At 66.0% G+C, this 21,147-nt stretch carries 16 protein-coding genes and 1 pseudogene; 14 read left to right on the forward strand and 3 right to left on the reverse strand.

Annotated features, from left to right (window positions below; all coding sequences use genetic code 11):
* Positions 1–111: 111 nt before the first annotated feature.
* Positions 112–1,227, reverse strand: a complete 1,116-nt coding sequence (gene queA / locus ACYVOC_RS18255; RefSeq protein ID WP_116004984.1) for a tRNA preQ1(34) S-adenosylmethionine ribosyltransferase-isomerase QueA — start codon at positions 1,225–1,227, stop codon at positions 112–114.
* 147 nt (positions 1,228–1,374) lie between these two features.
* Complete coding sequence (locus tag ACYVOC_RS18260; protein WP_116004983.1) at positions 1,375–2,262, reverse strand: LysR family transcriptional regulator; 888 nt, start codon at positions 2,260–2,262, stop codon at positions 1,375–1,377.
* Positions 2,263–2,390: 128 nt separating this feature from the next.
* Here ACYVOC_RS18260 and ACYVOC_RS18265 point away from each other — a divergent pair, with 128 nt between their 5' ends.
* The 7 genes and pseudogenes from ACYVOC_RS18265 to ACYVOC_RS18295 all read left to right on the forward strand — a co-directional run bounded on the left by ACYVOC_RS18265 (position 2,391) and on the right by ACYVOC_RS18295 (position 7,439).
* Positions 2,391–2,741, forward strand: a complete 351-nt coding sequence (locus ACYVOC_RS18265) for an HPF/RaiA family ribosome-associated protein (RefSeq protein WP_461162704.1) — start codon at positions 2,391–2,393, stop codon at positions 2,739–2,741.
* 29 nt (positions 2,742–2,770) lie between these two features.
* Positions 2,771–3,496, forward strand: a complete 726-nt coding sequence (locus tag ACYVOC_RS18270; protein ID WP_461162705.1) for a Bax inhibitor-1/YccA family protein — start codon at positions 2,771–2,773, stop codon at positions 3,494–3,496.
* A gap of 18 nt (positions 3,497–3,514) precedes the next feature.
* A complete protein-coding gene (locus ACYVOC_RS18275; RefSeq protein WP_116004980.1) occupies positions 3,515–3,787 on the forward strand; it encodes a TFIIB-type zinc ribbon-containing protein in 273 nt (90 codons plus the stop codon).
* Positions 3,788–3,796: 9 nt separating this feature from the next.
* Positions 3,797–4,762, forward strand: a pseudogene (locus ACYVOC_RS18280) (TerC family protein); the annotation flags it as partial.
* A 6-nt stretch (positions 4,763–4,768) separates the two neighbouring features.
* Complete coding sequence (locus tag ACYVOC_RS18285; protein WP_461162781.1) at positions 4,769–5,335, forward strand: universal stress protein; 567 nt, start codon at positions 4,769–4,771, stop codon at positions 5,333–5,335.
* A 67-nt stretch (positions 5,336–5,402) separates the two neighbouring features.
* Entirely contained in the window at positions 5,403–5,921 is a 519-nt protein-coding gene (locus tag ACYVOC_RS18290) for a DUF2062 domain-containing protein (protein ID WP_461162706.1), read from the forward strand.
* Between the two features lie 372 nt (positions 5,922–6,293).
* Positions 6,294–7,439: a GGDEF domain-containing protein gene (locus tag ACYVOC_RS18295; protein WP_116004977.1), complete on the forward strand. Its 1,146-nt coding sequence runs from the start codon at positions 6,294–6,296 to the stop codon at positions 7,437–7,439.
* A 16-nt stretch (positions 7,440–7,455) separates the two neighbouring features.
* Here ACYVOC_RS18295 and ACYVOC_RS18300 read toward each other — a convergent pair whose 3' ends face one another.
* Complete coding sequence (locus tag ACYVOC_RS18300; RefSeq protein ID WP_461162707.1) at positions 7,456–8,403, reverse strand: 1-phosphofructokinase family hexose kinase; 948 nt, start codon at positions 8,401–8,403, stop codon at positions 7,456–7,458.
* A gap of 61 nt (positions 8,404–8,464) precedes the next feature.
* Here ACYVOC_RS18300 and recC point away from each other — a divergent pair, with 61 nt between their 5' ends.
* The 7 genes from recC (at position 8,465) to ACYVOC_RS18335 (ending at position 21,104) form a co-directional block, all read left to right on the forward strand.
* Positions 8,465–12,028 (forward strand): exodeoxyribonuclease V subunit gamma, encoded by a 3,564-nt coding sequence (gene recC, locus ACYVOC_RS18305; RefSeq protein ID WP_461162708.1) that lies wholly within the window; start codon positions 8,465–8,467, stop codon positions 12,026–12,028.
* Positions 12,025–15,786 carry an exodeoxyribonuclease V subunit beta gene (recB, locus tag ACYVOC_RS18310; RefSeq protein WP_461162709.1) on the forward strand — a complete coding sequence of 1,254 codons (3,762 nt, stop codon included), beginning with the start codon at positions 12,025–12,027 and terminating at the stop codon, positions 15,784–15,786. Before recC ends, recB begins: the two co-directional genes overlap by 4 nt.
* Complete coding sequence (recD, locus tag ACYVOC_RS18315) at positions 15,783–17,786, forward strand: exodeoxyribonuclease V subunit alpha (protein ID WP_461162710.1); 2,004 nt, start codon at positions 15,783–15,785, stop codon at positions 17,784–17,786. The genes recB and recD overlap by 4 nt, the downstream gene beginning before the upstream one ends.
* Before the next feature lie 53 nt (positions 17,787–17,839).
* A complete protein-coding gene (locus tag ACYVOC_RS18320) occupies positions 17,840–18,193 on the forward strand; it encodes a DUF2946 family protein (RefSeq protein WP_461162711.1) in 354 nt (117 codons plus the stop codon).
* A 122-nt stretch (positions 18,194–18,315) separates the two neighbouring features.
* A complete protein-coding gene (locus ACYVOC_RS18325) occupies positions 18,316–18,804 on the forward strand; it encodes a copper chaperone PCu(A)C (RefSeq protein ID WP_116004971.1) in 489 nt (162 codons plus the stop codon).
* A gap of 121 nt (positions 18,805–18,925) precedes the next feature.
* Positions 18,926–19,744 (forward strand): PhaM family polyhydroxyalkanoate granule multifunctional regulatory protein, encoded by an 819-nt coding sequence (locus ACYVOC_RS18330; RefSeq protein WP_461162712.1) that lies wholly within the window; start codon positions 18,926–18,928, stop codon positions 19,742–19,744.
* Positions 19,745–19,796: 52 nt separating this feature from the next.
* Positions 19,797–21,104: an FIST signal transduction protein gene (locus tag ACYVOC_RS18335; protein ID WP_461162713.1), complete on the forward strand. Its 1,308-nt coding sequence runs from the start codon at positions 19,797–19,799 to the stop codon at positions 21,102–21,104.
* The last annotated feature ends 43 nt before the right edge of the window (positions 21,105–21,147 follow it).

Genomic DNA, 21,147 nt, shown 5'->3' on the forward strand with positions numbered 1-21,147 from the left:
ATGAAAAACCAGTATTGCTCGCCTGCCCAGCATCGTCAAGACCCTGCCTGAGACTCATTGCTAATCAAGTTTTTTTGATAGTAGCAATGCAGCCCTGAGCGCGCAATGCCGCTACAGGCGGGCCGTGGGCGCTCCGCGCTCCAGCAGCATCGCATCCCCGTAGCTGAAGAACCGGTACTCCTGCGCAATCGCATGGCGGTACAGCTCCATCACCTGGTCATAGCCCGCAAAGGCGCTCACCAGCATCATCAGCGTGCTTTTGGGTAGATGGAAGTTGGTGACCAGCAGGTCCACCACCTGGAACGCAAACCCCGGCGTGATGAAGATATTGGTGTCACCCGTCGCCAACCCCGAGCGCGCCCACGATTCGAGTGTGCGCACCGTCGTTGTCCCCACGGCCACCACGCGGCCGCCACGCTGGCGGCAGCGCTCCAGCGCGGCCAGTGTGGGCAACGGGATCTCGTACCACTCGCTGTGCATCTGGTGCTCGGCCAGGTTCTCGGTCTTCACCGGCTGGAAGGTGCCGGCGCCCACATGCAGCGTCACGCTGGCGCGCTCGATGCCCTGCGCAGCCAGGTCGGCCAGCACGGCGTCATCAAAGTGCAGCGCCGCTGTGGGCGCTGCCACGGCGCCCGGTGCGCGGGCAAAAATGGTTTGGTAGCGCTGGCTGTCCTCGGCGGCGTCGGGGTCGTTACCGGTGTTTTGCTGGCGCTCGATATACGGGGGCAGGGGCAGGTGGCCGTGGCGCTCCATCAGGTCCCAGGGGCTTTCTTGTGCGGGGCCATGCAGGGCGAAGCGAAACAGGGGCCCCTGCGCGTCGGGCCAGCGGCTCAGCAGCGTGGCATCAAAACCACCGGCGCTGCGGCCGCCGGCCATGTGCACCGTGCTGCCGGGCAGGGGTTTTTTGCTGACCTTCATGTGGGCCACCACCTCGTTGCCGGTGAGCACGCGCTCGATCAGCAGTTCGAGCTTGCCGCCGCTGGCTTTCTCGCCAAAGAGGCGCGCCTTGACGACGCGGGTGTCGTTGAACACCAGCAGGTCGCCTGCGCGCAGCAGGCCGGGCAGTGTGTGGAAGATGCGGTCCACCGGAGGCCGGTTGCGGCCATCGAGCAGGCGCGAGGCGCTGCGTTCGGGGGCAGGGTGCTGGGCGATGCGTTCTGGGGGCAGAACGAAGTCGAAGTCGCTGAGGGTGAAAGTGCGGGGTGCGCTGGCGGGTAGATCGGTCATGGGGTTTGAGGGCGTATTTGCGATTTTTTCATGGTGCTCGCAAGACAACAGAACGGCCGTTTTCAGAAGACGACGGTACGTAAATTCAGAAGGGGTTGCACTTACAGGCTGCTGAAATGCTGGTCCCGTGCGGGAAATTCGATTGAATCAAGAGTATCCACTCGGCAGGATGCGCGATAAAAGCGGGTGCAGCACCTTGCGCGCTGTGTAGATCAGATGAAACTCCTCCTGCACTTCGTTGCAGCTACCGATCAGCTCCAATTTGTGGGTCTTCAGCAGGTCTTCGTGGATGGACACCGGCGCCGGAAAGACGCCCATTCCGGCTGCTCCAAAGGTCATCAGCAGCGCACTGTCCTCAAACTCCCCTGTGATCAGTGGCCTGATGCGCTCACGCTCCAACCAATGGTCGATGCGCAGGCGCACGGCAGAGTGCGGTGTCGGTAACAAAAGGGGAACGGTAGCAAAGCTGTGCGGAAAATCGCTACGCGCCGCCTCCAGCCATTTCTGGGGTGCGTACCAAGCGACCGGGCTGCTGGTGAGCAATTGGCTAGTAAAGCGCAGCTCCGATTTGGTGGGTGCCGCGCGGTCGGACAATACGGCATCAAGCTTGTGCAAAGCCAGCTCCGCCAGCAGTTGCCCAAACTCCCCATCGTGGCACAACAGACGCAGCTTGGGCTCAGCTAAAACCGGTGCCAGCATGCGGTGCACGGCCAGCTTGGCAATGCCGTCCGAGATGCCAACGTTAAAGCGCACGTTGCTTCCACTCACGGCCTCTCGCACACGATGCGGCAGGCCCTCACCCAAAGAAAATATCTGATCGGCCTCGCGCATGGCGGCTACACCGGCCTCGGTCAGCACCAGGTTGCGGCCCTGGGCTTTGAGCAAGCTCACACCCAGTGACTTCTCCAACTCGCGCACCTGGGTGCTAATGGTGGGCAGTGACATGTCCAGCCGCTCTGCAGCGCGGGCCATGCCGCCCTCTTTGGCGACGATCCAAAAATAATAGAGATGGCGGTAGTTGAAGGTTTGGCTCATGGGCTGGCGCTGCAAATAGTAAGGTATTTGTTTTCCAATAGAAAGATATTACATGCTTTTTTCTTTCTATTATGGGATCTACATTCGACATCTGCAGACATTGAACACCCTCACCTTTGGAGCCAACCATGCAAATTGTTTTTGACGCCAAGCCCACCGAGGCCAAGCCCCTGAAAGGCATTGCCACGGAACGTTTGCGCTTTGCCCTGCGCCGCATGGCGCAGCAGGTGAGTACGGCCAGGGTGAGCTTTACCGATGTGAATGGCCCGCGCGGCGGGGTAGACAAGCACGCCCAGATTCAATTGCACTTGGAATCCCACGGTACCGTGATCGTTGGTGCAACCGCCAGCAACTGGCGCACAGCCTTGGAAGACGTTCTGCGCCGCATTGTCTCCAAGATGGTCAAAACACTGACCAAAACCAAGCGGCCCAAACGCCAGTCCATGAAAAAACTGGTGCAGCCCCAGAGCGACGGGTGAACCCAACCTAAACCTTCGGAGAAAACACCATGAATGACTTAACCCGACACAACCAGGACCGCGCCATCGCGTGGCCCGGATCCGATGTGCAGCAGTCCGAACACAGCCATGGCGAAGGCCAGACTTCCCCTGCGCTGCAAAACCGTGTGGTGCGCAACACCTATGCGCTGCTGGCCATGACGCTCTTGTTCAGCGCTGGTGTGGCCACAGCCGCTATGGCGCTGCAGGCGCCAAGCCCCGGCATCATCATTACGCTGGTGGGTTACTTTGGCCTGTTGTATGCGGTGCACAAACTACAAAACAGCGCCTGGGCCTTGGCGGCCGTATTCGGGCTCACCGGATTCATGGGCTACACCCTGGGGCCGCTATTGACCCGCTATAGCGGATTGCCCAATGGCGGAGAGGTGATTGGCATGGCGCTGGTCGCCACAGGTGTGACGTTCTTGGCACTCTCGGCCTATGTGCTGACCACCCGCAAGGACTTCAGCTTCATGGGCGGCTTTCTGTTCGCTGGCATGGTCATCGCCTTGCTGGCGGGTGTGGGTGCCATGGTGTTTGAGGTGCCCGCACTGGGCTTGGCGGTGTCGGCCATGGTGGCTTTGCTGTCGGCAGGATTGATCCTGTTCGAGACCAGCCGCATTGTGAACGGCGGCGAAACGAACTATGTGCTAGCCACCGTCGGCCTGTTCGTATCCCTTTTCAATCTATTCACCAGTTTGCTGAGCTTGTTTGGCTTTGGCAGCAGCGACGACTAATTTTACAAAGGAAAAAATATGAAATGCCCCACCTGTACTGATGTGGCTCTTGTGATGGCCGACCGCCAGGGTGTCGAAATTGACTACTGCCCGCAATGCCGCGGCGTGTGGCTGGACCGTGGCGAACTCGATAAGCTGATCGATCGTGCAGCCACAACCACGGCACCAACCGCTGCTGCTGCCGCGCCCACACACCGCGGACGCCCTGACTTTTCGGACTCCGACTATGGCCGTTCGCAGGGATACCCCCATAAGCGCAAGAAGTCCTGGCTCAGCGAGATCTTTGACTAAAGGATGATGATGGAAACGATAGGAACGTGGTGGATGTGGGTGGGCTTTGCCGTCTTTGTGGTGGTGGCCATTGCCGTTGACCTTCTGGTCATGGAGAAGCAAGGATCCCACAAAGTCACCATGAAGGAAGCCGCTCTGTGGAGCGTCCTGTGGTTTTCGTTATCGTTTGTGTTTGTGGGCTTGCTGTGGTGGTACCTCAATGGCTCGCAGGGGCGCGAAGTCGCCAATACGGTGTCCATGCAATTCATCACCGGCTACCTGGTGGAGAAGAGTCTGTCGATCGACAACATCTTTGTCTTCCTGATGATCTTCAGCTACTTTGCCGTGCCTGAGCAGTACCAAAAGCGTGCGCTCATCATCGGCATCATCGGTGCCATCGTGTTGCGCGCAATCCTGATTCTGGCAGGCGCCTGGCTGCTGGCGACCTTCCATTGGCTGCTGTATGTGTTCGGTGCTTTCCTGGTGATCACCGGCGTGAAGATGTGGATTGCAGCGGGCCAAGAGCCAGACATTGCCGATAACCCCGTGCTGAAATTTTTGAAGAAGCACATCAAAATCAGCGACCGCTTTGACGGCGAAAAACTAACAACGGTGGTCAACGGAGTCAAGCTCTATACCCCCTTGTTTGTGGTGCTCGTGATGCTTGGTGCCACTGATGTCATTTTTGCAGTAGACAGCATCCCTGCCATCTTTGCCATCACCAGCGATCCGTTCATCGTGCTCACGGCCAACATCTTTGCCATCCTGGGCCTGCGCGCGCTGTACTTTTTGTTGGCCGACATGGCCAGCCGCTTCCATTTGCTGGCCTATGGCTTGGCGCTGGTTCTGGTGTTCATCGGCGGCAAGATGCTTCTGGTTGATTTTTACAAAATCCCGATTGGTGTCGCGCTGATGGTGACTGCGGGCTTGATCATCGCGTCTGTGGTCGCCTCGGTGGTGAGCAGTCGATCGGGACACAGTACGCCCTCTAGGCCTCAGACAATGGGCGGGGTACGCGCAATTCCACCGTCACGCAATGAACAGCGCGATAGCGACGGTCGGTTGATCGCTGTGACATTGGAGTCTGAGCGATTCCCTGCCTCCTTGCCTGCGGGTTCCTGTTGGCTTGTCGCACTCGACGGCTCAGGGCACGCACTGCATGCGCTGACCCAGGCCATGCGCCTCGCCAAAGAGTCCGGTGTGCCTGTGCTGGACCTTGTCAATGCGCAACCTTGGCTGAGCAAGGAGGCCTCCGAATCCCATTTGGCCCAGTACGGCTGGGCTGTGGCGACTGATGCGTGCGCCATCCTTGATGCCAACGGAGTAGGGTGGCGACTCCATGTGCGTATGGGAGAAGCGGTCGATAGCATCGTCCAACAAGCCGCTTCTTTGAGTAGCCGAGGTATCGTCATCGGTGCGCGTGGTCTGAGCACCACTGAAAACCTGCTGCTGGGCTCTGTAGCGCAGCAGGTGATTCATGCCGCACAAGGGGTAGTGCTGGTTGTGCGCGCCCCTTCTGGCCTACGCCCTTGCACCGCAGAGGGTTCATTGGTCAATGCAAATTTTTGACGGCATGAGCCAGGCGCGTCGATTCAGGTCATGGCTGAGGCATCTGGAGCCCCGCGTTCTGGATAGTTTGAATAATCGCTGGCTGGGCAGGCTACGCCCTTGGCTAGACCAGCACGATGTCTTCAGCTTCACCCGCGAGCCACTGGCCCGGGGCGTGGCCATTGGAATGCTTTGCGGTCTCATCCCGGGGCCTTTGCAGATTCTGGGCTCTTTGGGAATCTGTGCCTGGCTGCGGGGTAACGTCATCGCCGCTGTCATCGCGACGGCTTACACCAACCCGTTGACCATCGTCCCCTTGTATTGGCTCGCCTTTCAGATCGGGGCATTCCTCTTGCCGGGGCAGCAGATCATGCCGCCGTTTGTTGCACCAGAGGGGGGCATGGGCGACTGGGCTGTGGGGCTGGGTGCGTGGATGAGCGCGTTGGGTTGGCCATTGCTGGTGGGGCTACCGGTTTTGGCCTGTTTGCTGGCAGCCAATGCCTATGCGCTGGTGCAAATCTTCTTCTTGACGCCCGTGATTCGGCGGGCACGGCGCATGGGCTCCAACATAAAGCGCTGCAGCCCCGATGTTCTACCGCCGCATTGAGCACGATGGATTTTCCCTCGGTCATGTGCGCGTCGGACTCGGCTATTTTTATGCAAAGCGGCAGCAGTTGCTTGCGCAGTGCTGGCGACTGTAAGTAGCCCATGAGTTGCGCCAGCGTTGCATTGTCCACTGGGCATGCTTCCGCAGCGTTGCAAATCCTCGCCGGGCCGCCAGCCCGGCTGTAACTTTCGCCTTGCATTCACCACCTTTGCGGGGCAATGATCGCCAAGAGAAATCGTAGACACGTTCTGATGGCCGAACAGGCACGTTCCCAGGAGGTATGAAAGGCGGCATTGTGGCATTGCCACCCCCCGCACGCGCGGATGCGCGTAAGCTAAAGCCTGTTCACACCGACTTGCGAGGACAGCAGCAATGGATGCTTTTGTATGGGATCAGCATTTCATCACCGGCGTGGAGGACATGGATGACCAGCACCATGCGCTGGTCGATCTGTTCAATGAGCTGAGCAAAACCTTCTATAGCACCGAGCGCAACCGCGACGAAGTCCTGGCGGCCACGTTTGTGCGGCTGGTGACATACACCGAATACCACTTCCATGATGAAGAGGCCCTGATGCGGGGCGTGGGTATCGACCCGCGCCACATCGCCTTGCACAAGGCGCAGCACGACCAGTTTGTCGAGCAGATCAAGGCCATCTGGACGGTGCGCGAGACGCTGCCCAACGCGGCCGAATCTATCGTGGGATTTTTGACCTCATGGCTGGGTCTGCACATCCTGGGAACCGACCAGTCGCTGGCGCGCCAGATCGTGGCTATCACCGCCGGGGCCACGCCCGAGCAGGCCTGGGACAGCGAGGCCAGCGCCGGGGCCAGCAACAGCACCCAGGCGCTGCTCAAGGTGATTGCGCGGCTCTACCACGCGCTGGCCAAGCAGAACGCCGTGCTGATCGCTGCGAACCAGGATCTGGAAAAACGGGTGACGGATCGCACAAACGCCCTCGCGCGCACCAACGCTGAGCTGCGCATCGCCAACCAGCAGCTCGAAGCCTTTTCGCGCACCGACGGCCTGCTAGGGATTGCCAACCGTGCCTACTTTGACGAACGCCTGGCGCAGGCTTGCGCAGCAGCCTTCCGGCGCGAGCAGCCGGTGGGCGTGCTGATGATCGATGTGGACCACTTCAAGCAGTTCAATGACCGCCATGGTCACCCGCAGGGCGACGCCTGCCTGCAGGCCGTGGCCCGGGCCGTGGAGCAAAGCATGGTGCGCAGCACCGATATCGTTGCGCGCTATGGCGGCGAGGAACTGGTCGTCATCCTGCCCGACACCGATGCTGCGGGGGCCGCAGTCGCTGCGGCGCGGGTGGTCGAAAAGGTGGCTGCCCTGGAGCTGCCGCATGGCGACTCGCCCACGGCGCCGCAGGTGACCGTGAGTGTGGGCGTGGCGGCGCAGGTACCCATGTCGCGTGATGGTGGCGCCGCACTGGTGCAAGAGGCCGACGCCGCTTTGTACGAAGCCAAGGCCGCAGGACGCAACCGCTGGGTGATGGCGCAGCATTGAGGGCGCCCGCGCCGGTTTATCCCGGCTGCGGCAGGTCTGTGGCCCGGTCAAACTGGCGCCGCACCTCGGCGGCATCGGCCAGTGCCGTGCCCGGTGCCAGCAGGGCCGCCGCGCCACCTGCCAAGCCCCAGCGCAGTGCGGTGGGCGCGGGTTCGTTGCGGTCCAGCGCCGACACCAGCACGGCCAGAAAACAGTCCCCTGCACCCGTTGTGCCCTTGGTGGCCTGCACGGGCAGGGCGGGGGCTTGCCACACACCGTCGGGCGTTGCCAGTACAGCGCCTTGCGCACCCACCGACAGTGCCACGACCTGCGCCTTGTGTTGATGCACCAGGGCTTGCGCTGCGGCGTTCCAGTGCGCGGCATCGGCCAGGGGCTGGCCGGTGAGTTCGCGCATTTCACGCAGGCTGGGCTTGACCAGGTACACGCCTTCCTCCAGCGCGGCGGCCAGGGCCGGGCCGGAGCTGTCGAGCGCCATGCGGCTGCCCTGCAGGCGGGCGATGCGCGCCAGCCGCGCATAAAAATCATCGGGCACGCCGGGCGGCAGGCTGCCACTGGCCACGATCCAGCGCGCTGGTGTGGCCTGCTGCGCCACCGCGTCCAGGCAGGCCTGCCATTCGGTGGTGGCCAGGTGGGGGCCGGGCATCACGAAGCGGTACTCTTCCCCGGTGCCTTGCTCCACCACCGAGAGGTTTTCCCGCGTTTCGCCCGCAACCGGCAGGCAGCGCTCGGGAAGGGCTTCGGCTGCCAGTAGCTGGGCCAGTTGTGCGCCTGCCAGACCACCCGACAGATGCCAGGCCTGCACCGCATGGCCCAGGCGGTGCAGTACCCGCGCTACGTTGATCCCGCCACCGCCCGGGTAGCGCTGCAGGGTGGCGCAGCGCAGCTTGTGCGTGGGCTCCACCCGGGCGGTGGTGGTGGCCAGATCGAGCGCGGGATTGGGGGTGATGGTGAGGAAGTCGGGCATGACCGCACTGTAATGCCGCGCAGATGAACTACAGTTCCCCGCAGAGTTTTCGCCACATGCCATGCCCCCTCCATCGTTTGACCGTTCCCCCCTGCAAACCGGCCTGATTGCGCTGCACAGCAACCGCACCGAACAGCTGGCCGAGGCCACTCTGGCGTGGCTGCGCCAGAACCCGCTGGCGCCGCTGGAGGACGAGGTGGTGCTGGTGCAAAGCAACGGCATGGCCGAGTGGTTCAAGATGGAAGCGGCAGCCCGCAGCGGCGTGTGCGCCGCCATGCGGGTAGAGCTGCCGTCGCGGTTTTTGTGGCGCACCTACCGCCAGGTATTGGGCCGCGCCCAGGTGCCTACACGCTCGCCGGTCGACAAGGATGCCCTGGCCTGGCGGCTGGTGCGCTTGCTGCCGGGCTTGCTGCACGAGCCCGGCTACGAGCCCATCGCCGGGTTTTTGGCGGCGGGCGATGACCCCGACCGGCTGTTCCAGCTGGCCACGCGCCTGGCCGATCTGTTCGACCAGTACCAGGTCTACCGGCCTGATTGGCTGGGCGATTGGGCCGCAGGGCAAGACCGCCTGGCTGCGCCCGATCGCCCCCCGCTGGAGCTGCCCTCTGACCAGCGCTGGCAGCCCCTGCTGTGGCGTGCCGTGCTGGCCACGCTGGACGAACGTGAGCGCCAATGCACCCGCCCGCACATCCACCAGCGTGTGTTGGACGCGCTGCATGGTGGCACGCCGCTGGCCAGCCCCGTGGCCCGCCGTATCGTGCTGTTCGGCATGGCGCATGTCCCTCTGCCGGTGCTGCAATTGCTGGCGGCGCTCGCCCGGCACAGCCAGGTGCTGCTGGCCATACCCAACCCTTGCCGCTTTCATTGGGCCGACACCATCGACGGCCGCGAGCTGCTGCGCATGGCGCAGCGCCGCCAGCCGCTGCGGGCCGGGCGCGACTTGGCCGCACTGCCGCTGGAGGAAATGCATGCCCATGCGCATCCGCTGCTGGCCGCCTGGGGCCGCCAGTCGCGCGATTTTGTGCGCCAGCTCGATGCTTTCGACGATGCCCAGCAGGCCCAGGCCCGCTTCGGCCTGCCGCGGGTTGATCTGTTCGACGAGCATGAGCGCGCCGACGCACCGCTGCTGCTGCAAGTGCAAAACCGCATCCGCGACCTGGTGCCGCTGGCCGAGCACGACCAGCGAGCAGCCCTGGCGTCCGACCGCTCCATTGTTTTTCATGTGGCGCACAGCGCGCTGCGCGAGGTCGAGGTGCTGCACGACCAGTTGTTGCACCTGCTGGCCCAGCCCCCCGGCGGTGCGCCGCTGCAACCGCGCGACATCGTGGTCATGGTGCCCAGCATTGACACCATGGCACCTGCCATCCGGGCCGTGTTTGGCCAGTACCCGCGCAGCGATGCGCGCTATATCCCGTTTGACATTGCCGACCTGAGTGCGCGCGCCAGCCACCCGCTGGTGGGCGCGCTGGAATGGTTGCTGCGCCTGCCGCAGCAGCGCTGCACCTTGAGCGAGCTGCGCGATCTGCTCGATGTCCCCGCCATCGCGGCGCGTTTTGGCGTGGACCCGGGCTCCATGGCGCGCCTGGCACAGTGGATGGCTGGCGCGGGGATCCGCTGGGGGCTGAATGCGGCGCAGCGCGACCACCTGGGCCTGGGGGCCTGCGGTGACCAGAACACCGGCGCCTTCGGCCTGCGCCGCATGCTGCTGGGTTATGCCGGGGGCGATGCGGCGTTTGCCGGCATCGAGCCCTACACCGAAGTGGGCGGGCTCGACGCTGAACTGGCGGGCGCGCTCGCCGGTCTGTTCGAACAGCTCGAGCACTGGTGGCGCATGTCGCTCACCCCGGCCACGCCCGAGGACTGGGCCGTGCGTTGCCGCGCGCTGCTGGCGGGCATTGCCCAGGCCACCAGTGAGGACGATCGCCAGGTGCTGCAGGCCCTCGACGCCGCGCTCACCACCTGGCAGGAGACCTGTGCGCAGGCCGGTTTTTCGGAGGAGCTGTCCCTGGTCGTTGCACGCCAGGCCTGGCTCGATGCCTTGCAGCAGCCTTCGCTGAACCAGCGTTTCCGGGCGGGTGGTGTCACCTTCTGCACGCTCATGCCGCTGCGCGCCATTCCGTTCGAGGTGGTCTGCCTGCTGGGCATGAACGACGGCGACTACCCGCGCCGCGCGCCGCGCAGCGACTTCGACCTGATGGCCCTGGGCGGCCAGGCGCGCCCTGGCGACCGCTCGCGCCAGAGCGACGACCGCCAGCTCATGCTCGAAGCCTTGCTGTCGGCGCGGCGCGTGCTCTACGTGGGCTGGACCGGGCGCAGCGTGCGCGACAACAGCCTGCAGCCCCCTTCGGTGCTGGTGTCGCAGTTGCGCGACTACCTGGCCGCAGGCTGGAGCGGCGAGGTGCTGGCCCAGCGCACCACCGAGCACCCGCTGCAGCCCTTCAGCCGCCGTTATTTCGAGGGCGATGCCGCGCTGTTCACCTATGCGCGCGAATGGCGCGCAGCGCACAGCGCCGAGCCGTCTGCACAGCCCCCCGCGCCACCGTTGCCCGCGTTTGTGCCCGATCCACACGTACCGCTGGGCGTGGCCTCGCTGGCCGCGTTTTTGCGCAACCCGGTGCGGGCTTTTATGCGCGAGCGGCTGGGCGTGGTGTTTGACCCGGCGCAGGACGAGGGCGACGACGATGAGTCTTTTGGCCTGGCCGGTCTGGAGGAGTACAGCACCGTGCGCGATCTGCTGGACGGTGTGCTGGCCGATCTGCAGAGCACGCCGGGCGATGCGCCGGTGGATGCTTTGCTGGAGCGCCGCCTGCAGCGCCTGCGCCGTGCCGGCAGCCTGCCCCTGGGCGGCCTGGGGGATCGCGCCCAGGCCCGGCTGGCAGAGAGTCTCTTGCCTTTGTTGCATGCCTGGCAGCAAGCGCAGGCCGACCATCCCCATGCCACCGACCGATTGCCTCTGCACTGCACGACACAAGAACAGAGTGCTATTGAAGTAGTAGCTGTTAGCGCTTTACCAGTAAGCGCTAGCGGTGCTTTTTATTCAAATTCTGAACAAATACCTGTTGTGCTGGAAGACTGGCTGGAGCACCTGCGCCATGGCCAGGATGGCTTGCCCGTGTGGCTGGACCTGACACCCTCGCGCCTGCTGCAGGACGCCAGCAAGGGCACGGTGCGCGCCGATGCGCTGCTGGTGTCCTGGGTGCGCAGCCTGGCGGCTGCCGCCAGTGGTGCCCGCGTGCACGGCCTGCTGGTGGGGCGCGATGCCGCGCTGCACTGCACGCCCCTCGCGCCCGACAGCGCCCGCGCCACCCTGGTGCACCTGCTGCAGGTGTGGCGTGAGGGCATGCAGGTGCCGCTGCCTTTTGCATTGCGCAGTGCACTGGCCTGGGTGAGCGGGGGCGACGCAGCCAGCACCTACGAAGGCGGATTCAACCGGGAGGGCGAAGGCACCGAGCCCTGCCTGGCGCGGCTCTACCCCGACTACGAGGCGCTGACCGACGACGGTCGTTTCGAGGCCCTGGCCGCGTCCGTGTGCGGGCCGCTGGACGAATGGGCCCGAGAGCAGGTGCAGGTCCGCATCCACCCCGAGGCGGGCAACCCCGCTCACGCCACCGGAGACGCCGCATGAGCCCGCCCCTGGACAATGGTGCCGACAGCACGGCGCTGCACGCCATCGATTTCCCGCTGTGGGGCAGCCGCCTCATCGAGGCCAGCGCGGGCACGGGCAAAACCTGGACCATTGCTGCGCTCTACCTGCGCCTGGTGCTCGGCCACGGGGGCGGGCAGGCCTTTGCCCGCCCGCTGCGCCCGGCCGACATTCTGGTGATGACCTTCACCCGCGCCGCCACGCGCGAACTGTCGGACCGCATCCGCGCCCGCCTGATCGAAGCGGCGCAGTGCTTTCGCGGCGAGGCGGTGGTGCCCGCGCACGATAGCTTTTTGGCCGATCTGCTGGCCGCCTACCCCGACGGCGCGGCGCGCACCCAGGCCGCCTGGCGCTTGGCCCTGGCCGCCCAAGGCATGGACGATGCGGCCGTGCACACCATCGACGCCTGGTGCCAGCGCATGCTGCGCGAACATGCGTTTGACAGCGGCAGCCTGTTTGACGAAGAACTGTGCGCCGATGAAACCGCCGTACAAACCGAAGCCGCGCAAGACTACTGGCGCCAGCAGTGCTACCCCTTGGACGGCCCCACGCTCGACGCCGTGCTGGCCGTGTGGGGCGGCGTGCAGGCACTGGTGGACGACATGCGCGGCCTGGCCGCGCAAGACCTGCCGCCCGGTGCCGGCGCGGGCACGCTGGCCGAATGCGTGCAGCAAGCCCAGCAGGCGCGCTGCGACGCCGTAGCCGCGCTGAAACACGGCTGGGCCGGGCGCGCGCAGGAAATGCGCCAGTGGCTGGACGACCAGACCGCGCCCAAGGACTGCGACTGGAACCGCACCCGGCTCAAACCGGCAAGCTACGGCAAATGGCTGGACCAGATCGTGGCGTGGGCCGACAGCCCCGAGCCGCAGTTGCTGGAGCTGACCGCCGCTGCATGGAGCCGTCTCACTCCCGAGGGCCTGCTGGATGCGCGCAAGGACGGCGCGCCGCCCATGGCGTTGCCCGAACACTTCCAGGCCCTGGCCGATCTGCAGGCGGCCCAGCAGGCGCTGCCCGACCCCACCGTGGCGCTGCGCCTGCATGCCGCCGCCTGCGTGCAGCAGCGCGTGGCGCAGCTCAAGCGCCAGACGGGCAGTTTTGGCTTTGCCGACATGCTGCAGCGGCTCGACCAGGCCCTGGCCGGGCCGAATGGCGAACGCCTGCGCGCGCGCGTCACGGCGCAGTACCCGGTGGCGTTGATCGACGAATTCCAGGACACATCGCCGCTGCAGTACCGGTTGTTCGACCAGCTCTACCGCACGCAGGAGCACTGCCCGGAGACGGCGCTGCTGCTCATCGGCGACCCGAAACAGTCCATTTATGGCTTTCGCGGCGCCGACATTCACAGCTATCTGGCGGCGCGGCGCGCGACCGCTGGGCGGCACTACGTGCTGGGCACCAACCACCGCTCCACGGCCGCGCTGGTGGCGGCCGTCAACCACGCCTTTGTGCGCGCCGAAGAGCGCCTGGGCGAGGGCGCTTTCCGTTTCCGCACGCCCGGCGCGGCGCACAACCCGCTGCCCTTTGTCGCGGTGCAGGCGCGCGGCCGTGCAGAGCAGTTCCAGACCGCAGGCGGCCTGGTGCCGGCCCTCGCCATCCACCACGACCTGGAGCTGCTCAGCGCGGGCGAGCACCAAAAGCGCGCTGCCGCACGCTGCGCCGAGCACATCGTTGGTTGGCTGGGTGATGCGCAGGCGGGTTTCGTGCAGCCGGGCCAGCCCTTGCAGCGCCTGCGCCCGGCAGACATCGCCGTGCTGGTGCGCACTGGACGCGAGGCCGAGGCCATTCGGCGCGAACTGCACCGGCGCGGCGTGGCTTCGGTGTATCTGTCCGACAAGGATTCGGTGTTCGGCAGCGACGAGGCGCACGACCTGTGGTACTGGCTGCAGGCCGTGGCTGAGCCGCTCGATGCCCGCAAGGCCCGCGCCGGCCTGGCCACGCGCACCATGGGCTTGGCGCTCGAAGAGCTGGCCTGGCTGGCGGCCAATGACGAGGCTTTTGATGCCCGTAGCCTGCAGCTGCGCGCGCTGCACAGCGTGTGGCAAAGCCAGGGCGTGCTGACCATGCTGCGCCAGACCCTGCACCAGTTCGGGCTGCCCGCACGCTGGCTGCAAGAGAGCGGGGGCGAGCGCCGCCTGACCAACTATTTACACCTGGCCGAACTGCTGCAGGACGCCAGCGCCTTGCTCGATGGCGAGCACGCACTCATCCGCTGGTTGCACGATCAAATGCAGGAAGGGCGGCCCACGGGCGACGAGCAGATCGTGCGCCTGGAAAGCGATGCCGATCTGGTGAAAGTGGTCACCGTGCACAAAAGCAAGGGCCTGGAATACCCCGTGGTGTGCCTGCCGTTTGCCTGCAGCTTTCGCGCCATGGCGCGCCGCTCCAATAGCTTTGTCCGCCTGGTGGATGCGGACGGCCAGCGCAGCCTGCACCTGCAACTGGACGCCGCCGCACTCGCCCAGGCCGACCACGAACGCCAGCGTGAAGACCTGCGCCTGCTCTATGTGGCGTTGACCCGCGCACGCCATGCGCTGTGGCTGGGTTTTGCGGCGCTGAAGGTGGGCAATGGTGCCCAGTGCCGCACCCACCAGAGCGCGCTGGGCTATCTGCTCAGTGGTGGCGCGGCCCTGGAGGCGGGCGATTGGCTCGCCCCCCTGCAGCAGTTGGCACAGGGGCAGAGCGGCATCGTGCTGCACGCAGCCCCTGCCGAGGTGCCCCGCACACGGCTGGCCGCGCGCGCGGCGCCTGCGCCGCTGCACGTGCAGGCCGCCTATGCCGCCGTGTTCGAGCGCCGCTGGGGCATTGGCAGTTTCTCGCAACTGGTGCGACCGAGTTCCGCCGCGGCCCCTGCGCTGGCGCCCACACAGGCCTTGCGCCCAGCCGACGACGAGCCAGGCCTGGCGGCACAGGCGACGGGGCCGCTCAGCGCTCCCGCATGGGCCGCCACGCCGCCGCCCGAGCATCCCCGGGGCTGGACGGAGGACCTGTTCGCTTCGCCCGTACCTGCGCCCGATGCCGCCTGGCACCGCTTTCCGAGGGGGCCGCTGGCGGGCAATTTTCTGCACGACCAGCTCGAATGGCTGGCGGACGAAGGCTTTGACCTCCAAGGCACGCCCGCACTGGCCGAACGCCTGCGCCGCCGCTGCGAGCGCGCGGGCCATGGCGAGCGTGCCGACGATGTGCTGCAGTGGCTGGGCGCCGTGGTGGGTACACCGCTGCCGGGTGTGGGCGCGCCCCTGCAGGCGCTCGGAGCCTTGCTGCCCGAGATGGAATTCTGGCTGCCCGCCCACGCCTTGCGCGCCGCCGACGTCGATGCGCTGTGCTGCAAACACCTTTTGCCCGGCCTGGAGCGGCCTGCGCTGCCCGAGCGGGAGCTGCGCGGCATGCTCATGGGATTTGCCGATCTGGTGTTCGAGCACAACGGCCGTTACTGGGTGCTGGACTACAAGTCCAACCACCTGGGCGTCAACGGCAGCGCCTACACCGCGCAAGCGCTGGACGCGGCCATGGCCGCGCACCGCTACGACGTGCAGGCCGCGCTCTACCTGCTGGCACTGCACCGCCTGCTGCGCGCGCGTTTGGGCGCGGCCTATGTGCCCGCACAGCACCTGGGCGGTGCCCTGTATTTCTTTTTGCGTGGCATCGACGGCCCCGTGCAGGGCGTGCACCCTGTGCCGCCGCCGCTGGAGTTGCTCATCGCGCTTGACGACTTGCTCGCCCTCGCGGAGGACCGCGCATGAAGACCACCCTGACAATCCTGCGCCAGTGGAGCGACGCAGGCTGGCTGCGCCGGCTCGACAGCGCACTGGCCGCCCTGGTGGCCGAACTGGACCCGCAGGCCGCGCCCGAGGTACTGGTCGCCACGGCCCTGCTGGCCCACATGGAAGGGCGCGGCCACACCTGCCTTGCACTGGCGCCCCAGCTGCGCGACCCCGGCGCGCTGCTGGGCTGGCCGCCCGATGCGCAAGCCGCCTTGCAAGACTTCTGGCACACCCTGCCCGATGGGCTGCAAACCTGGGTCGCTGCACTGCAGGCCAGCCCTGCTGTGCGCCAGGCCGGGCTGCAGGCCGATGCAGGCCAGCCCCTGGTGCTGGGCGGCAGCCCTGATGCACCGCTGCTTTACCTGCGCCGCTACTGGGTCGACGAAACCCGGGTGGCCCAGGCCCTGCGGGCGCGCACCGCCGCACCCTTGCCGGTGGACGAAGCGCTGGCGCGCCAGTGGCTCGATCGTCTCTTTGCCTCTGATGCACTGGTACCCGATCGCGGTGTGGACTGGCAGAAAATCGCCTGTGCGATAGCGCTGCGTTCGCGCTTGTCCGTCATCACCGGGGGGCCGGGTACGGGCAAGACCTATACCGCCGCACGCCTGCTGGCGCTGCTGGCGGCGGTCGACGCACAACCCGAACGCTTGCGCGTGGCCCTGGCTGCGCCCACGGGCAAGGCAGCGGCGCGCCTCAAACAGTCCATTGATGCAGCCCTGGAGGAATTGCAGCAGCGCCTGGGCGATACCCTGGACCTGCATGCTTTTGCCCGGCGCATGGGCGCGGCGCGCACCCTGCATGGCCTGCTGGGTGCGCGGCCGGATACGCGGCGCTTTCGCCACCACGCGGCCCATCCGCTCGATGTGGATGTGCTCATCGTGGATGAGGCCTCCATGGTGCACCTGGAAATGATGGCTGCGCTGCTCGACGCACTGCCCGCCCGTGCGCGTGTGGTGTTTCTGGGCGACAAGGACCAACTGGCCTCGGTGGAGGCCGGTGCGGTGCTGGGCGACCTGTGCCGTGATGCGCAGGCCGGACGCTACAGCCCGGAGACCGCGCGCTATGTGCTGCAGGCCGCAGGTGAGCGCATTCCGGCGCCGTGCCTGCAAGCTCAGGGCACGCCGCCCGCGCTGGCCCAGCACACCGTGATGCTGCGCGAGAGCCGCCGCTTTGGCGGTCCCATCGGCCAACTGGCACTGGCGGTGAACCGGGGCGATGGCGCTGCGGCCCGCCAACTGCTGGCGGGCGACGCCACCCTCGCCGTGCAGGCGCTGGAGGGGGTGGATGCCGTGGCGGTGGTGCGGCTGGCGCTGCAGGGGCGTCCCGGCGCACCCGCCTGTTACCGTGACTACCTGGCCTGCATGGCGCAGCCGCCCACGGATGCCTCAGCAGGCCTTGCGCACGAGGACTGGGTGCGCAGCGTGCTCACTGCGTTTGAGCGCTTTCGCCTGCTGTGCGCCGTGCGCGAGGGCGAGTGGGGCGCCGCTGGACTCAACCGCGCTGTCGAGGCTGCGCTGCGCGCTGCAGGCCTGCTGGGTGGGCGTGGCGAGTGGTATGCCGGGCGGCCCGTCATGGTCACGCGCAATGATGCGGCGCTGGGGGTCTTCAACGGCGACATTGGCATTGTGCTGCCTGGCGCCAGCACGCAGTCGGGTCTGCGCGTGTACTTTGCCGACGGTGCGCAACTGCGCTCGGTCGGGGTGGCGCGCCTGGCGCATGTGGAAACGGCCTTCGCCATGACGGTGCACAAAAGCCAGGGCTCGGAGTTTGAACACACCGTGCTGGTGCTGCCGCCGCGCGCGGGTGCGGTGCTGGGGCGCGAACTGGTCTACACCGGCATTACCCGCGCACGCCAGGCCTTCACCCTGGTGGCCGCGCAACCAGGCCTGCTGGCCCAGGCTGTGCAGGCGCGCACCTATCGTGCCAGCGGGCTGCGCGAGCGGCTGGAGCGACCGCTGGAGCCAGACGGCGGATGCTGACCGCGCAGCGGTGCCGTTGCGGTGGGTGCACAACGGCCTTCTACAATGGATCTATGCAATCCCTGCGCCGCTCCCGTTGGCTGGCCTGTCTTGTGCTGGCATGGTTCGTCCTGTCTGCCGGGGTGGCCACGGCGTCGCCTTGGCTGGCGATGGCGTCACTGGAACGCATCTGCTCGGGCACGGGCGAGGCCCGGTTCGTGCTATCTGGGCCCCCTGCGCTGCCGGCCCTGGGCCATGCGCTCGATTGCCCGCTGTGCAGCCCCGCTGTTGCGCCCCCGCCGTCCGCAGTGGCCGCCTTGCCCCGGCTGGCGCCCCCTGCGTACGCCAATCCGCCCCGGGTGCTTGCGCATGTGGCCGCTCCCACGGCGGTACCCCAGCCTGCGCGCGGCCCGCCCGTCCGCGCATAAGCTCCTGAAACAATAGCTGCTGGCGCTTGATGGTAAAGCGCTGCAGCCTGTTTTATCTCTATTTTTGCCTGCGCCGCGTCTGCGGTGCCCTTCGTTGCTCGTTTGTTTATTGGGAGAAATCCATGTCACTGTCACGTATCACCACCCCCTTGTTCCTCGCTGCGGCCTTGCTGAGCGGCGCTTCCCATGCCCAGACTGCGGCTCCTGTCGCCGTGGATGGCGCCTGGGCCCGTGCCAGCGTGCCGGGCCAAAAAGCCACGGGCGCCTTCATGCGCTTGACCGCTGCCCAGGCCACCAGCCTGGTGCGCGCTGAATCGCCCGCCGCTGGTGTGACCGAGGTGCACGAGATGAAGATGGAAGGCGATGTCATGAAGATGCGTGCTGTTCCTTCCCTGGAACTGCCCGCAGGCAAAGCTGTGGAGCTCAAGCCCGGCGGCTACCACGTCATGCTGATGGATTTGAAGGCCCCGCTGGCCAAGGGCGCGACAGTGCCCCTGACCCTGGTGTTCAAGGATGCCCAGGGCGCTGAGAGTCAAATGCAGCTGCAGCTGCCCGTGGCGGCACAGGCCCCTGGGGCCGCCGCCGGCCATGGCATGGGCATGAAGCACTGAGCCTGGATACCGGTCGCTGCGCGCGCAAGGGCATGGTGTTTGCAACATGCCCTTTCGCACCGGGTCGCCGTTGGAGTAAGCTGCGGGCATCCTTGTTCACATCCAACCCAGCGGAGCGGCCATGAGCGACACATCAACCACCGGTTTCGGTAAATTCGTGCCAGGTTTTGACTTTCTGCAGAACCTTGCCAAGGGCGCATCCAGCAATATTCCGCAGATGCCCAATCTGTCCAGCTGGGTCGCGCCGACCATCAACGTTGAAGAGCTGGAAAAGCGGGTCGATGAACTCAAGGCCGTGCAGTTTTGGCTGGAGCAAAATTCGCGCGCGCTGGCGGCCACTATCCAGGCCCTGGAGGTGCAGAAGATGACCCTGGCCACGCTCAAGGGCATGAACTTCAGCATGGGCGACGTGGCCAACGCTTTTAAACTCAAAACGGCCGATACCGTGATGGATGGCGTGCACAAAGCCAGTGAAACCCTGGCCAGCGCGGCCCAGGCTGTCTCGGGCGTGGCGCATCGTGTGTCCGATATGGCGGCGCCCGAACCGGCTGCCCATGCCGCACCCGCCAAGAAATCCAAAGCTGCCGCAGCACAGGCGGCGAGCATGGTCGACCCCATGCAGTGGTGGGGGGCACTCACACAGCAGTTCCAGCAAATTGCCACCGACGCCATGAAGGACGCCGCGAAGCAGACCGCCCTTGATACCACCCGCAACCTGGCGACAGGCCTGGCCAAGGAGGCTTTCCGTACAGCCACCGGCATGGCCGGTCAGATGGCGGCCAAGGGGGTGCAAAGCGCATCCCGCCGCGTGATGCCCGCCAAGGCGCAGAGCGCCGCACCGGCGCCTGCGCGCAAGGCAGCGCCTCGCAAGGCCGCTGCCAAAAAGACGACGGCGGCGAAGACCACCGCACGCCGACCCGCAGCCAAGAAGGCACGCTGACAGTGCTTGGCCTGCACACCATGCAGGCAGGCCCTGTGCAGTCCGCAACCCCATGAAGCTCTGTCCAACAGGTCACGCCACGCACCCGCAGTGGCGCATGGCAGCTGCATTGGCGCTGGCGCAGGTGCGCGCGCAGATGGCGCTGCCCGCCTACGCCAAGGCGCCTGCCTTGGGGCTGCTTTACATCACCGACCACTTCGCCGCACAGGCGCAGGAGTTGCTGAACTACCTGTCCGCCGAACTGCCGGAAATTACCGACTGGAGCGGCACCGTGGGCGTGGGTGTGTGCGCCAGCAATGCCGAATATTTTGACGAACCCGCCCTGGCGCTGATGCTGCTGGAATTGCCTTGCAACGAGTACCGGGTTTTCTCGGGCGTGGCCCCTTTGCCGCGCGCAGGCACCAGTGACTTCGTGGCGCACACGGCGCTGGTGCATGCCGATGGCCGCACGCCCGACGTGGCTGGCCTGATCGCCGAAATGGCGGAGCGCACCACCAGTGGCTATGTGTTCGGCGGTCTTTCGGCCAGCCGGGGCGCCAGCGTGCAGTTCGCCGTCGGCGGCAGTGGCAACCTGGCAGGGCACGGTGCTGTCGGCGGGGTGTTTGCCGGTGGGCTGTCGGGGGTCGCCTTCAGTGCTGATGTGCCCCTGCTCTCCCGTGTCACCCAGGGCTGCCAGCCCGTGGGGGCCACGCACCGTATCACGGCGGCCCAGGACAACGTGGTGCTGCGGCTCGATGGACAGCCTGCACTGGATGTGTTGCTGGACACATTGGAAGTGTCGCTCGATGGCGACCCGCAGCATGCGGTAGAGCGCGTGCGCCACACGCTGGCCGGGCTCATGGATGCCGATGGTGCGTCCCAGGCGGGGCGCACGGGCCACTTCGGCACCGACACCCGGGTACGGCACATCATTGGCCTGGATGGTGCGCGCCATGGCGTGGCACTGGCCGACCAGGTTGAGACGGGGATGCGCCTGGCCTTCTGCCAGCGCAATGTGGCGGCCGCCCGTGCCGACCTCATGCGCATTTGCGCCGAAATTCGCGAAGAACTGGCACCGCAGGAGTTAGAGCCCGTGTCCCTGAACGCCCCTGCGGATGCAGGCCTGGCACCGCTGCATGGGGCCTTGGGTGCCACTTCGCTGCCCCAGCCGGGCCGCCATATCACAGGGGCCATTTACGTGAGTTGTTCAGGGCGGGGCGGAGCGCATTTTGGGGCCCCGGGGGCTGAATTGCAGATTGTGCGCCACGCCCTGGGCGACGTGCCGCTGGTGGGTTTCTTTGCCGGGGGTGAGATTGCGCACCAGCATCTGTATGGCTACACCGGGGTGCTGACGGTGTTCTGCACGGGCTCCTCACCTTGAGAGCGACTCACAAAACTCCTCTGGCGTCGTTGTCGCGTCTTGT

The organism is Simplicispira piscis (genome assembly GCF_054783455.1).